The sequence below is a fragment of the Thalassospira sp. ER-Se-21-Dark genome, assembly GCF_017922435.1.
Classification (GTDB): Bacteria; Pseudomonadota; Alphaproteobacteria; order Rhodospirillales; family Thalassospiraceae; genus Thalassospira.
In genome coordinates this window covers 121,241-134,986 of record NZ_VDEZ01000001.1, presented here as the reverse complement: position 1 = coordinate 134,986, position 13,746 = coordinate 121,241, and the positions used below count along the sequence as shown (strand labels likewise).

Below are 13,746 nucleotides of genomic sequence, written 5' to 3'. Positions count from 1 at the left end.
TCAATCCGTCTTGTCGGATGTAACCTGCGTGTTTGACGCACGGTGGTGGGCACCATACTCTTGATCGATCATCCGAACAGATCGGGAGGATCCCATGGCTGACTCATTTCGCGCACTGGTCCTGGACCAGAAAGAAAAAAGCGTTACAGCAGAATTCAAGAACTTGACGACAGATGACCTGCCCGCAGGAGAAGTGCTGGTTCGAGTCAAATGGTCAACTCTCAATTATAAGGACGGCATGGTCCTGAACGGATTGGGCCGGCTTGTGCGCACCTATCCCCACGTGCCCGGCGTCGATTTTTCCGGCGAAGTCGTTTCATCAACCGATGATCGGTATAAGCCCGGCGATGAAGTTGTATTGACCGGCTGGCGGGTTGGCGAAGCCCATTGGGGCGGGTATGCCCAGCTTGCACGGGTGAGGGCCGATTGGCTTGTTCCGTTACCTGCCGGAATTGATGCGTCACAGGCAATGGCAATCGGCACGGCGGGCTTCACCGCAATGCTGGCAGTCATGGCACTGGAAGACCAGGGTGTGTCGACAAAGCAGGATGGTGAAGTCCTTGTGACCGGGGCCGCCGGGGGTGTCGGTTCTGTTGCTGTTTCAATACTTTCTGCGCTTGGCTATCGGGTTGCCGCATCGACGGGACGGGCCGAAACGCATCAGTATCTCCGTGACCTCGGGGCAAGTACGATCATTGATCGCAATGAACTGACCGATACAAGCAAACCTCTTCTGACCGAACGATGGGTGGGGGCAATCGACAGTGTTGGTAGCACGACGCTTGCCCACGTTCTTTCCGAGATGAAATACCATGGTGTCGTTGCCGCCTGCGGTCTTGCCGGTGGTCCGGATTTGCCCGGGACAGTTATCCCGTTCCTGTTGCGCGGTGTGAAACTGATCGGGATTGATTCGGTCATGTGTCCCTACGAGACACGCGTGCGTGCATGGCAGCGCCTCGCGCGCGAACTACCCAAAGATCAACTGCAATCTGCAACAACGAAAGTTGCACTGTCCGATATTCTGCCATGGGGGGAGAAGATCCTCAAAGGGCAGGTGCAGGGACGTCTGCTTGTTGATGTTCAGGATTGCTAGCACCCGCAAAACCATGCAGAATCAACGGGTTTTCGATCCGTGCGATGCGGTGCGAAAACCCGTATCTCTGAAAGCTGGAAATGAACGTGATGCCTGAACAACGGTTCCGAATTCTTCTTGTCGAAGATAATCCCGGGGATGCGTTTCTTGTGCGTACCCTGCTGGAAGAAACCGGCGAGCCGTTTGATATCGAGCATCGAAGCGATCTTGCATCCGCAATGGCGGTGCTGAATTGTGACGGCCCAGAGGCGCTGTTTGATGTTGTTTTGCTGGATCTGACCTTGCCGGACTCGTCTGGCGTGCAGACCATCAGCCGTGTACGCAGTTGTGCCAATGCCGCACCCGTCGTCGTCCTGACCGGCCACAAGGACGAAGAACTTGCGTTCGAAGCCCTTCAACATGGCGCTGAAGACTATCTGACCAAGGAATTTCCTGATGGCCGTACAATCAGGCGTTCCATCAGGTATGCGATTGAACGGTCGCGCGCCGAACGCGCGCTCAAGGAGAGTGAAGAGCGTTACCGCAAACTGGTCGAGCTGGCACCAGAACTGATCTCTGTCCTGAGTGGTGAAGAGATCGTCTATATGAACCAGCAGGGTGTCAGCATTTTGGGCGCGCGCGACAGTGATAAACTGGTCGGGCGATCCTTCATGGAAATGGTGCATCCTTCAAGCCGCGAAACGCTTGAGGAGTATATTTCGCGCTATCGAAACGGGTATCCGGGGCGTGCGGACTTCACAATCATCTGCCAACGCCCGGAAGGCGAAAATGTCGAGCTGGAAGTCTCGGCCATTGCCTTCACCCACGAGGGGGCGCCAGCCATGCTGATGCTGGCAGAAGATGTTACCGACAAACGCAAAGTTGAACGTCAACTGGTTCAAACGTCCAAACTGGCAACGCTTGGCGAAATGGCAGCATCCGTTGCCCACGAAATGAATCAGCCGCTAAACGTCATCCGGATGGCCGCAGATACCTGCGCCCTGCAATATGATCTGGATGCCGTGAAACCGGCCTTCCAGCGCGAAAGACTGGCGCTCATCAGTTCCCAGACAGAGCGCATGTCCGAAATCATCAAGCATCTTCAGATATATAGCCGTCCGGACGACGATGATTTTGCGCCGTTCGACGTCATGAAAGCGGTTGAGCGTGCTGTGGACATGGTCGAACATGATTGCAGATTGTCGGGCATTGCAATTGATGTTGTGGCCCCCCGGCAGCGCTGTTTCGTCAATGGCCGGCAGGTTCAGTTGGAACAGGTTCTAGTCAATATGCTAAGCAACGCGCGCGATGCCATAAACGAAAGCGGTGATGATGCCGGCAGTATCGGAGGTTTGATCCGTGTCAGCGCAATGGTTGACGAAGCCCGGAAGTCATTGAAACTGGCTGTCAACGACAATGGCGGGGGTGTTCCGGAAGCCGCCATTGACTTGCTGTTTCATCCGTTCTTTACGACCAAGGATGTTGGAAAGGGAACTGGACTCGGGCTGTCGGTCAGTTTTGGCATTGTCGAGGCCATGGGCGGCCGAATTGATGTCCGAAATGAGGGTGACGGGGCCTGTTTCGAAATCACTCTGCCGCTTGCGGATGTGGACACCGCGAAGGTGGATCATCATTCCGACGCAGGTCAGGAGGATGGCTGGCTGACCAAGGTGCCGCCGAATGCCGAAGCACGCGGCAAAATTCGCGTGCTTGTCGTCGATGACGAACTTGATGCCATGGAAATCATCTCGGGATATCTTGAAGCACAGGGCTTTAATGTTTCCGCCGCAAACAACGGTGAAGATGCGTTGGCGATTGCGGGTGTTGTGCAGCCTGACATCCTGATTACAGACATTCGCATGCCTCATATGGATGGCAACGCCTTGGTCAAGGAACTTCGGGAACGCAATCCCGCACTGCCAGTGATTGTCATGACCGGCCACCCGGGCGACGCTGACCGACCGGTTGAGGATGAAGATGGGCCAGATGCACCGGTGACAGTGATGTCAAAGCCGCTGAACTTGAAGGAACTTCTGGCTACACTTGATGAGCTTTGTGAAGTGTTCGCAGCTTAATTTTGGCCCGCAGGCATCCGCAGTGGGCTTTGGGCTGCAAGTGGACTTATGATTTAAATTGATAAAGAAAAAGCCCGGCATCATGCCGGGCTTTTTGATGTGTTTGCCTGGAGTTGGCAGCGATCAGGCTTCCCAGCCCAATTGCATGGCAATCTTTACCGCTTGTGTACGGTTGGCAGCACCAAGCTTCTTGAAAATACCGGTCAAATGGACCTTCACGGTAATTTCGCGAACGGTTAGCTGTTTGGCGATTTCCTTGTTGGAAAGGCCCTTGGTCAGAAGACCCAGCACTTCGCGCTCGCGGTTGGTCAACTGCCGCAAGGGGTTGTCTGGTGCAAGGCCGTCAAGGTCGATCTCACCCGGGCGCATCTGCGTGCCATCGTCTTCAAGCAATGCAGACGGAATGTATTTTTCGCCGGACAAAATCAGACGCAGGGCGTTGATCAGGGATTTACCTGACAGCGTCTTGGGCAGATATCCCGACGCACCATGTTCCAGTGCGTTCAGAACGTCGCTGCGTTTAACCGAGCCTGAAAGAATAACCACCGGAATTTCAGGATGTTTCTGGCGCATGACGGTCAGACCTGACAATCCATTCATGCCAGGCATGTTCAGATCGAGGATGGTCAGTTCGACGTTGGTTTCTCCGTCAACGACGGCAAGTGCTTCTGCGAAGTCTTTCGCCTGCGCGACTTCAACTTCCGGCGCTGCGAGTTTTAGGAAGGAAGTGATCCCGTCTCTGACGAGATCGTGATCGTCTGCTAGCAGGATGTTCATTTTTATGCCGTACCTGTTCTTGTCCAAAGCTCACTGAAATAAATTGGGACAGCGACCTCGGAAACGCGATCCACAATTGCAATAATATGGTTTCGCGCGATTCTGATATTTTCAATCCAAGCGTCCCCCCCGGACGCGAGCGCAGCATTCAACAAAACGGTGTCCCTGTCAAACGGCAGGATAGTTTTTGATAGCAGCATCTATCCAAGTGAATAGGTATCCGAACTCAAGGATAAGTATTTCATCGCGCATCGAATAGTATATCAGGGGATCAGAAGGAACCGCGATAGGAAAAGTTACACAGAAATTGAAATATTCTGATGCGCGCCGTTTTTAGACATCGCCTCGTTACGTGCGGATTCTTCGGTAGTATTGTTTATATCAATACCATCACTGGTTGCTCTTTGCAGGCTTGCCTGACGGAAGGCTGCCATATCGGCACCTGATGGCGCGTTTGGTGCCAGTGCCGCATTTTGCAAGGTAGCCAGCGCACGATCACGGTCTTCCGCACTGCCTGACAGTGATACGCTTACATCAACGTGACCACCAATCGCATAAGCGTTACCGTCCGGGCCAATCTGATATGTGTATTGCGGCGCAGAGCCATAAGGCCCGGCAGCAGCGGCATGGGCCTTTTCCTCTTGGCGTACAGCTGAATCTCGGGCGCGCAGCTGATTGACGACAGCTTCTTCAGCCGGGTCGAGATCCTGATTGGACGAAGCACCATTTGCGGTGTTGCCGTTTTCCGAATTGGTTTCGCGTGCCTCGCGGTATTCCGCGCGGCTGACGCCGCCAGCAACTGCTTGTGCCTCGGTCAGGGTGCGTGGATCAACAATCCGCGTGCGTGCACCGTCTGAGCCGGCGCCAGCAATGGCATATGGCGAAACAGATGACGCATTTCCGCCCTGACGCTGGACTTCAATGGCCTCATATTCGGCCAAAACACGCCCATCAGCAGTTTGTGCGATTTCCCGAACATTCAGGATAACGCCCAAACCGCCCCCATTCGGGTTGGCTATGGTTTGACCAGCTGAAATCATCTGTTTTTACGTCGCTCGTAACTTTAAGACGAAACCTATACGAAAAGACACCATAGCAGAAAAATGACCGGGAGTCTCGGCTCGCAATACGCAGTTTTAGATACAGCGGTCCTGAGGCGTATTATAAGGGTTGATGGCTTGCGCATCCGAACCCTTGCTGGTATCAAAAATCCCGAATTGCCAACCAGCGCCTGACGCGCTTCATGCTGTGCTTCAATCAGGAATTCCAACGCGCATGTCCGACTTCATCATTCCGGCGAATGAAAAGGTACTTGTTACGGGTGCGGCCGGTTTTATCGGTTTCCATCTTTGCCTGAAACTGCTGGAGCAGGGGGCGACCGTTGTCGGACTTGATAACGTCAATGACTATTATGACGTTAACCTCAAAGAGGCGCGTCTCGCACGGTTGGAAGGCAAGCCGGGTTACAAATTCGTCCGTATGGATCTCGAAAACCGCGAAGGCATTGCTGATCTGTTCGCGACTGAAAAGCCGACCTATGTTGTCAATCTGGCGGCCCAAGCCGGGGTGCGCTATTCGATTGAAAATCCGCATGCCTATATTGATGCCAACCTGGTTGGCTTCACCAATATCCTCGAAGGATGCCGCCACAACAATGTGAAGCATCTGGTCTATGCATCAAGTAGTTCGGTGTATGGCATGAATACCGAAATGCCGTTTTCCGTGCATCACAATGTTGATCACCCGATCAGCCTGTATGCTGCGTCGAAAAAGGCCAACGAACTGATGGCCCACACCTACAGCCATCTCTATCGTCTGCCAACGACCGGTCTTCGCTTCTTTACCGTCTATGGTCCTTGGGGGCGCCCGGACATGGCGCTGTTCCTGTTTACCAAGGCAATCCTCGAAGGGCGACCGATCAACGTCTTTAACGAAGGCAAGATGCGTCGCGACTTTACCTATATCGACGACATCGTCGAAGGTGTTTATCGTTGCATCTCGACCGTCGCCAAACCGAACCCGGACTGGAACTCGGCCAAGCCCGATCCCGCAACCAGTTCGGCACCCTATCGGGTGTTTAATATCGGCAATAACAGCCCGGTCGAGCTGATGTATATGATCGAGACGATCGAAAAGGCACTGGGTAAAACGGCAGAGAAAAACATGCTGCCGATGCAAGATGGAGACGTTCCGGCAACTTACGCCGATGTCGATGCGTTGACCGATGCCGTTGGCTTTAAACCAGCAACACCGATTGAAACGGGGATTAACAACTTCGCTGATTGGTACCGATCTTTTTACGGATAACATGATTTGAAATTTGCAGCGATCTTCGTGCTGCTCGCCAATGCGTTCTCGGCGGGTATGATGTTTTTGGCCAGCGTGTTTATCTCGCGATATGGCGGAAAAGAGCTGTTCGGGTTCTTCAGTGTTATTCTTGGTGTAATTGTCATCGGGGCAAAAATCACGACATTGGGGCTCGACGTCGCTCTTGTGCGCTTCTTGCCAAAATATCGCACAGAAGGCAAACTTGCCGCCTCGGGTGGTATCAAACGCATTGCTATAGGCTTGACACTATTTCTGTCGGTGTTGGCAGCGGTCACGTTTGCGTTATTGCTTCATTACTTACGAGGATTTACTGTGCAGGTGTCGGCGGCTGTAGCGATCTCATTGCCGCTGGCTGCAATGCTGGCAATTTTCCAAAACATTATCAGAGCAGATGGGAACGTGTCGCGCGCTGTAGTGGGCGAAGCCGTTGTGCGACCGGTTGCATTTATGACTGTTATACTGTTGTTGCATTTTGCTCTGGTCCCCGGCATCGGAAATTTTGGTGTGGGGTTAGCTTACAGTATTGCGCTTGCATCTTCTTTGTTAGTCAGCATCTCATTTGTGTTTTTTGACAAGAAGGTGAACTGGACGGGGGCTTTCAGTCTAAGCGGCAAGCAAGTACGGGAATGGCTGTCGCACGGCGTCAACCTTTTATTGTCTGAATCTGCAACTGCTTTGCTCAACCAGGCTCCCATTCTTCTGGCTGGTATATTACTCTCAGCGCCTGAGGCTGGGGAAATGAGTGCCGTCGTCAGGCTTGCTATGTTGGTGATTTTCGCCCTTACTGCTGTGCAGTCGATAATCACCCCTTTCCTGTCTCAGGCGATGTCAAATGACAATCACACCGAGTTGCAGGCTCTTGTAGCGCGTGCTGCTGCGTTTACGATGATTGTTGCTATTCCTGTCTGTGTTGGCTTTGTAGTCTTTGCACCGAGCTTGCTAAGCTTCTTCGGTGATGGATATGTTGAAGTGGTGCCGCTTCTCAGAATCATGTTGGGTGCATATTTGATTTATGCCGCAGCTGGCCCCGCAATTGCTTTGCTCACAATGACTGGGCATCACAAGATGGCACGCAATGTGGTTTGTTCTGCTGCTATTTTGATGACAGGTGCTGGTGCGGTTGCGATGAAGACTGGGGGATTGACCGCTGCAATTTGGGTGTTGGCTGCCATTGTAGCTATCTATCCAATGATTTTGGCAGCTGTGTGCCGCCATAAACTTGGCGTGGATCCGACTGTTTTTTCTATGAGATTCTTGTTGACACGCTGAGCCCGTCTGTAATTCCGGATACGGCAAGAGCGTGCGACTTGCCTTAAATCCAGACAAATAAATATCATGTAGGCTCGCATCACTTTGATGCGGGCTTGCCAACGTTATTTTTGAATGTATTCGGAAAATGGTGCTGCTGGGGAGATTTGAACTCCCGGCCTCTCCCTTACCAAGGGAGTGCTCTACCCCTGAGCTACAGCAGCCCGATAAACAGGCTGACCGGTGGGCAATGGTGCTGCTGGGGAGATTTGAACTCCCGGCCTCTCCCTTACCAAGGGAGTGCTCTACCCCTGAGCTACAGCAGCATGAGCCCTTGCGGTGCGGGCGGGTTATAGGCCACGTATCTGTAATTGGTCAAGCCTGAATTATGCGAAGTTTTTCGATTGTTCCCGTGGCAGGCCTTTTCGCCCTGTTTTCGTCAAGATCGGCTGTAATTTTTCGCGCGCTGTTTTATAACAGGCCAATCGCTCAAACCCGCATAAATCTGACGGAACTTTGATTGCACCATGACTGCCAAAAAATCCGATATGCGCCCCGCCGTGAACGAGGAACGCCTGAAGCGTGAAGCCGAAGCCCTGCGTGCCAATCTGGCCAAGCGCAAGCAACAGCAACGCTCGCGCAAAAGCGATCCACAAGGTCCGGCCTCCGACGAAAAATCTGAGGATTGATCACGCACGTCATTTTTCACCTTCGCTTTGATGGGCGCGTGCATCGTTTGGTTGATCTTGAGGCCAGCGGGCGGGTAAAACCGTGGGTGCTGAACGTGGTTGGGATTTTCGCAAAAACAGGGGTGGCACTATGTCGGTAAGACCGGATCACTGGATACGCCAGATGGCGCAGGAAAAAGGCATGATCGAACCGTTTGTCGACGGTTTCAAACGCGATGGTGTGATTTCCTACGGTGTCAGCTCGTACGGCTATGACGCCCGCGTCGCTGACGAGTTCAAGATTTTCACCAATGTCGACTCGGCCATTGTCGATCCCAAGGAATTTTCCGATGACGGGTTCGTTAACCGCCAGACCGACGTGTGCGTGATCCCGCCCAACAGTTTCGCGCTCGCGCGCACGGTGGAGTATTTCCGCATCCCGCGCGACACGCTGGTGATCTGCCTTGGGAAATCGACCTATGCCCGGTGCGGCATCATCGTCAATGTCACGCCGCTTGAACCCGAATGGGAAGGGCATGTGACCCTTGAATTTTCCAATACCACACCGCTTCCGGCGCGCATCTATGCCAATGAAGGGGCGTGTCAGTTCATTTTCCTTAAGGCGGAAAGTGAATGCGATACCTCCTATGCGGATCGCGCAGGGAAATATATGGGCCAAAAAGGTGTCACATTGCCGCGCCTGTGATAAAGGGGTGGCAACAATCTGGTGGTGAACCACCAAGACACGCGTTCGCTGTGCCATTGCGCGCAGCACAAAGAGGACTGAATGGACAAGATCAAGATTTCCGGTGGTCGCCGCCTGCAGGGCAAAATTGCAATCGGCGGTGCCAAAAACGCGGCTCTGCCGTTGATGGCAGCGGCCCTTCTGACAGATGAAACGCTGACCCTTTCGAACCTGCCGCATTTGGCAGATATCACATCGATGGCCAATCTTCTGGCCCAGCATGGTGTCGCGTTGCATCTGAACGGGCATGCCCCCAATGGTGGCCATACCGGTCGCGTTCTGGAAATGACTGCCAAGGAAATCACCTCGACCACGGCACCCTATGATCTGGTGCGCAAGATGCGTGCGTCTGTCCTGGTGCTTGGTCCGATTGTCGCGCGCTGTGGTGTTGCCCGTGTGTCGCTTCCTGGAGGGTGTGCAATTGGCAACCGCCCGGTTGACCTGCATCTCAAGGCGTTGGAAGCCATGGGTGCGGAAATCCACCTGACCGAGGGTTACATCGAAGCCCGCGCGCCCGACGGCCTGAAAGGCGGACATGTCCTGTTCCCGCAGGTTTCGGTGGGCGCGACGGAAAACACGCTGATGGCCGCATCGCTGGCCGACGGTGTTGTCACCATCGCCAATGCCGCGCGCGAGCCGGAAGTGTCTGATCTTGCTCATTGCCTTGTTGCCATGGGGGCCGAGATCGAAGGCATCGGAACCGATACCCTCAAAGTCACCGGCAAGCCGCGCCTGCATGGCGCGGAATACTCGGTTGTGCCGGATCGTATCGAAACCGGGACCTATGCGATTGCAGCAGCCATCACCGGTGGCGAGATCGAACTGACCGGAACCCGCATGGAACTGATCGACAGCCTTGTCGATGCGATGCGTGCAGCTGGGGTCGAAGTTGAAGAAACCGAAGATGGCCTTAAGGTGCGCGGTAACCGTGCGACGCTTAAGGGTGTTGACGTGATGACCGAACCCTATCCGGGCTTCCCGACCGATATGCAGGCCCAGTTCATGGCGCTGATGTCGGTGGCCAACGGTGCATCCATGATCACCGAAACCATTTTCGAAAACCGTTTCATGCACGTACCGGAACTCAGCCGCATGGGCGCTGATGTCAACGTGCATGGCCGTTCGGCGATTGTTCGCGGCAGTGCGAAGCTTTCGGGGGCTGAAGTTATGGCAACCGATCTGCGTGCCTCGGTCTCGATGGTGCTTGCAGGCTTGGCAGCAGAGGGCGAGACGGTTATTAACCGTGTCTACCATCTGGACCGCGGTTATGAGCGGCTTGAAGAAAAACTGAGCTCCTGCGGGGCGCAGATCGAACGTGTCCGGGTTCCGGCCTGATATCAGGTCTACCGGATAACTGAAAAACGCGTAAGGCGACTGATTGATGAGTGACGAAAAGCTGGTGCTTGCCCTGCCAAAGGGGCGCATTCTTGACGAGGTGATGCCACTGGTGCGATCCGCCGGGATCGAACCGGAAGCGGCATTTGATGATCCGAAATCCCGTGCGCTTCGTTTCGCCACCAACCATCCGCATATCGATATCATCCGTGTGCGCAGCTTTGACGTCGCAACCTTCGTCGCCTTTGGCGCAGCCCATATCGGTGTCTGCGGCAACGACGTCCTGATGGAATTTGATTATCCGGATATCTATGCGCCGCTGGATCTTAATATCGGGCATTGCCGGATCGCCGTTGCCGAACCCGAAGAAATGATCGAAGGCGATGATCCGTCACGCTGGTCGCATGTCCGGGTCGCGACCAAGTATCCCAACATCACCCGTACGCATTTTGCCAAACGGGGCGTGCAGGCTGAATGCATCAAGCTGAATGGCGCGATGGAACTGGCACCAACACTTGGTCTGTGCCGCCGTATCGTCGACCTTGTGTCGACGGGCAACACGCTTAAGGCCAATGGCCTGCGTGAAATCGAACATGTTGCCGATGTGACGTCGCGCCTGATCGTCAACCGTGCCGCGCTGAAAACCCGCCCGACCGATATCCAGCCCTGGATCGACCGTTTTTCCGAGGTGCTCAATGCCGCTTAAGCTTTCGATTACTGACGCCAGCTTCGAAGAAGATTTCGTCAAGCTTCTGGGCATGAAACGCGAATCGGATGCCGATGTTGATGCGGCTGTTGCCGATATTATTGCCGATGTCCGTAATCGCGGTGACGAAGCCGTTTGTGACTACACCAAGCGCTTTGATCGCCTTGGTATAGATGCGTCCGGCATGGCGGTGAGCGCGGCCGAGGTCGATGCAGCGGTTGCCGACATTGATGCGGACCTTCTCAAATCGCTGGAATTGGCAGCAAAGCGCATTCGTGCCTACCACGAAAAGCAGATGCCGGCCGATGAACGCTATACCGATGAAAGCGGTGTTGAGCTTGGCTGGCGCTGGCGTGCGGTATCGGCGGCCGGGCTTTATGTTCCGGGCGGTCTGGCATCCTATCCGTCATCGGTTCTGATGAACGCCATTCCGGCCAAGGTTGCCGGTGTGGAACGCCTTGTCATGGTGGTGCCGACCCCGGACAATAAAATGAACCCGCTGGTTCTGGCTGCGGCCCGAATTGCCGGTGTTGACGAGATTTACCGCATCGGCGGGGCGCAGGCGATTGCAGCCCTTGCCTATGGCACCGAAACCATCAAGCCGGTCGACAAGATCGTCGGTCCGGGCAACGCGTTTGTTGCCGCGGCCAAACGCCGTGTCTTTGGTCAGGTCGGTATTGATATGATTGCCGGGCCTTCGGAAATTCTGGTGGTTGCCGATGGCAGCAACGATCCAAGCTGGGTGGCAGCAGACTTGCTGTCGCAGGCCGAACATGACCCGGTCGCGCAATCGATCCTGATCACCGATGATGCAAACTTCGCCGATCAGGTGCAGGTGGCGATTGATGCCCATCTTGAAAAACTGCCGCGTGCAGAAATCGCCGGGGCAAGCTGGCGCGACTTTGGTGCAATTGTTTTGGTCGAAAATCTGTCGCAGGCTCCGGCCCTTGTGGATCGGATCGCACCGGAACATCTGGAATTGGCGGTCGACGACCCGGACGCACTGGCAGAAGACATTCACCATGCCGGTGCGATTTTCCTCGGCCGTTATACGCCCGAAGCCATCGGCGATTATGTTGCCGGCCCGAACCATGTCCTGCCGACGGCCCGCTCGGCGCGTTTCTCGTCCGGCCTTGGGGTTTTGGACTTCATCAAGCGTTCGTCGCTGATCAAGTGCACACCCGAAAGTCTGGCAAAAATCGGCCCGGCGGCAATCGCCCTTGCAGAAAGCGAAGGTCTGCAGGCACATGGACTTTCGGTAGCGATCCGTTCAAACCAGATGTAAGCTGTTGCAATGCAGCGTGTGAAGGGACCGGAGCGAGAGAGCCATGGCAGAAAACCAGTGTATTGCCGGTATCTATCTTGACGAGAAATACAAGGTAAGACGCCGTCCTGAGGTCGAGCATGAGCAGGCGGTGGCGATCTATGACCTTCTCGAAGAGAACCATTTCGAACCGGCTGGCGGTTTCGAAGGTCCGTATTCGGTGCATATGCGCATCGAAGAAAACCGCATCTATATGGATGTGCGCGGCGACGATGATACCGAAAACCTGACGACCATTCCCGTACCGCTGTCGCCGTTTCGTCGGATCGTCAAAGACTATTTCATGATCTGTGAAAGCTATTATGACGCCATCAAAAAGGCCAGTGCCGCGCAGATCGAAACCATCGATATGGCGAGGCGCGGTCTTCACAACGAGGGCTCCGAACAATTGCGAGAGCTTTTGGCCGACAAGGTGACGATTGATGAAAATACCGCGCGTCGCCTGTTTACGTTGATCTGTGTCCTTCACATCCGGGGTTAAGGCACGGTGGCAGAAGAACTCCCCGGCTCGGTTCTTTTTGCCTGCAGCTATAATGCCGTGCGTTCGGTGATGGCTGCTGCCTTGATGCGTCACTATCACGGGACCCGGATTTATGTTGAAAGTTGCGGGGTGCGTGCCGGTGAGCTTGATGGCTTTGCCGTCGCGGTGATGGAGGAAATCGGTCTTGATATTTCCTCATACAATTCCAAAACCTTTGATCAGCTTGAAGACGGCTTCTTTGATCTGATCATCACGATGTCTCCCGAGGCCCAGCACCGTGCGGTCGAAATGACCCGCACCATGGCCTGTGACGTCGAATTCTGGAATACCTTTGATGCCACAATCGTCGAAGGCTCGCGTGAAATTCGCCTTGAGGCCTACCGACAGGTGCGTGACCAGATCAAGAAACGCATCCTTGATCGCTTCCCGGTCGGTCCTGCCCCCACCATGTGATTGCTTGGCTTAATCCGCGCTGCTGAGGACTTCGAACGCAGCACCATCAAGTACATAGATCTTCTCGTCCTCGGCATGGCGCATGCCAAGTTTTTCGTAAAACCGCTGGCCAATTATGTTTTCCGCATCGACCGATAACCGGATATAGGATTTGCCGTGTGCACGGGCATGTTTGGCGACCGCAGCCACCAGACGTTTGGCAAAGCCGCCGCCGCGATGGCTTGGTGCGACATAAAGGTCCTGAATATAAAGCCCGGGCCGTCCGCGGAATGTCGAATAGCTTGGGAAAAACAGGCACATGGCCACCGGCGTGTCATCGGCAATCGCAATCAGCGCGTCAAACGCGCGGTCTTTGCCAAAGCCATCCCGCGCCAGATCTTCGGGCGTGCTCACAATTTTATCCGCACATCCTGTTGCCTTGCCGATTTCGCAAATCATGGCATGGAGTGCCGGTGCGTCATCGCGTTCTGCAAGGCGTATTTCAATGGTATGAGGATTGGTCATGCGGGAGCTTTCATGAAAGGCCGGAAAGAT

Annotated in this window: 14 protein-coding genes and 2 tRNA genes; 11 read left to right on the top strand and 5 right to left on the bottom strand. The window is 54.5% G+C overall.

Annotated elements, in window-relative coordinates:
• Nucleotides 1-94 precede the first annotated feature (94 nt).
• Both FHI25_RS00645 and FHI25_RS00640 read left to right on the top strand, forming a co-directional pair.
• The gene (locus FHI25_RS00645) at nucleotides 95-1,093 is read left to right on the top strand and encodes an MDR family oxidoreductase (protein WP_210514095.1); all 999 of its coding nucleotides are present in this window, start codon (nucleotides 95-97) and stop codon (nucleotides 1,091-1,093) included.
• A gap of 89 nt (nucleotides 1,094-1,182) precedes the next feature.
• A complete protein-coding gene (locus tag FHI25_RS00640; protein ID WP_210514093.1) occupies nucleotides 1,183-3,147 on the top strand; it encodes a response regulator in 1,965 nt (654 codons plus the stop codon).
• Nucleotides 3,148-3,270: 123 nt separating this feature from the next.
• Here the strand turns inward: FHI25_RS00640 and FHI25_RS00635 are convergent, their stop codons facing one another.
• Nucleotides 3,271-3,924 carry a response regulator transcription factor gene (locus FHI25_RS00635; RefSeq protein WP_008891795.1) on the bottom strand — a complete coding sequence of 218 codons (654 nt, stop codon included), beginning with the start codon at nucleotides 3,922-3,924 and terminating at the stop codon, nucleotides 3,271-3,273.
• Between the two features lie 296 nt (nucleotides 3,925-4,220).
• Nucleotides 4,221-4,964 carry a putative metalloprotease CJM1_0395 family protein gene (locus FHI25_RS00630; RefSeq protein WP_210514091.1) on the bottom strand — a complete coding sequence of 248 codons (744 nt, stop codon included), beginning with the start codon at nucleotides 4,962-4,964 and terminating at the stop codon, nucleotides 4,221-4,223.
• Nucleotides 4,965-5,199: 235 nt separating this feature from the next.
• On the opposite strand from FHI25_RS00630, the gene FHI25_RS00625 reads away from it, so the two are divergent.
• On the top strand, nucleotides 5,200-6,231 hold the full coding sequence (locus FHI25_RS00625; RefSeq protein WP_210514088.1) for an NAD-dependent epimerase: 1,032 nt from the start codon (nucleotides 5,200-5,202) through the stop codon (nucleotides 6,229-6,231).
• A gap of 6 nt (nucleotides 6,232-6,237) precedes the next feature.
• Nucleotides 6,238-7,521, top strand: a complete 1,284-nt coding sequence (locus FHI25_RS00620) for an oligosaccharide flippase family protein (protein ID WP_210514085.1) — start codon at nucleotides 6,238-6,240, stop codon at nucleotides 7,519-7,521.
• Nucleotides 7,522-7,649: 128 nt separating this feature from the next.
• Here the strand turns inward: FHI25_RS00620 and FHI25_RS00615 are convergent.
• Nucleotides 7,650-7,724 (bottom strand) — tRNA-Thr (locus tag FHI25_RS00615).
• A gap of 27 nt (nucleotides 7,725-7,751) precedes the next feature.
• Nucleotides 7,752-7,826 (bottom strand) — tRNA-Thr (locus FHI25_RS00610).
• A 201-nt stretch (nucleotides 7,827-8,027) separates the two neighbouring features.
• On the opposite strand from FHI25_RS00610, the gene FHI25_RS00605 reads away from it, so the two are divergent.
• The 7 genes from FHI25_RS00605 (at nucleotide 8,028) to FHI25_RS00575 (ending at nucleotide 13,212) form a co-directional block, all read left to right on the top strand.
• Nucleotides 8,028-8,189 carry a hypothetical protein gene (locus FHI25_RS00605; protein ID WP_210514081.1) on the top strand — a complete coding sequence of 54 codons (162 nt, stop codon included), beginning with the start codon at nucleotides 8,028-8,030 and terminating at the stop codon, nucleotides 8,187-8,189.
• Nucleotides 8,190-8,319: 130 nt separating this feature from the next.
• On the top strand, nucleotides 8,320-8,874 hold the full coding sequence (dcd, locus tag FHI25_RS00600; RefSeq protein WP_062956196.1) for a dCTP deaminase: 555 nt from the start codon (nucleotides 8,320-8,322) through the stop codon (nucleotides 8,872-8,874).
• 81 nt (nucleotides 8,875-8,955) lie between these two features.
• Complete coding sequence (murA, locus tag FHI25_RS00595; RefSeq protein ID WP_008891764.1) at nucleotides 8,956-10,248, top strand: UDP-N-acetylglucosamine 1-carboxyvinyltransferase; 1,293 nt, start codon at nucleotides 8,956-8,958, stop codon at nucleotides 10,246-10,248.
• Between the two features lie 46 nt (nucleotides 10,249-10,294).
• Complete coding sequence (gene hisG, locus FHI25_RS00590) at nucleotides 10,295-10,954, top strand: ATP phosphoribosyltransferase (protein WP_008891763.1); 660 nt, start codon at nucleotides 10,295-10,297, stop codon at nucleotides 10,952-10,954.
• A complete protein-coding gene (gene hisD, locus FHI25_RS00585) occupies nucleotides 10,944-12,239 on the top strand; it encodes a histidinol dehydrogenase (RefSeq protein WP_210514077.1) in 1,296 nt (431 codons plus the stop codon). Before hisG ends, hisD begins: the two co-directional genes overlap by 11 nt.
• A 43-nt stretch (nucleotides 12,240-12,282) precedes the next feature.
• On the top strand, nucleotides 12,283-12,759 hold the full coding sequence (locus FHI25_RS00580; RefSeq protein WP_008891761.1) for a UPF0262 family protein: 477 nt from the start codon (nucleotides 12,283-12,285) through the stop codon (nucleotides 12,757-12,759).
• Between the two features lie 6 nt (nucleotides 12,760-12,765).
• Nucleotides 12,766-13,212 (top strand): arsenate reductase ArsC, encoded by a 447-nt coding sequence (locus FHI25_RS00575; RefSeq protein ID WP_008891760.1) that lies wholly within the window; start codon nucleotides 12,766-12,768, stop codon nucleotides 13,210-13,212.
• 9 nt (nucleotides 13,213-13,221) lie between these two features.
• Here the strand turns inward: FHI25_RS00575 and FHI25_RS00570 are convergent, their stop codons facing one another.
• Nucleotides 13,222-13,716: a GNAT family N-acetyltransferase gene (locus FHI25_RS00570; RefSeq protein ID WP_210514074.1), complete on the bottom strand. Its 495-nt coding sequence runs from the start codon at nucleotides 13,714-13,716 to the stop codon at nucleotides 13,222-13,224.
• Between the last annotated feature and the right edge of the window lie 30 nt (nucleotides 13,717-13,746).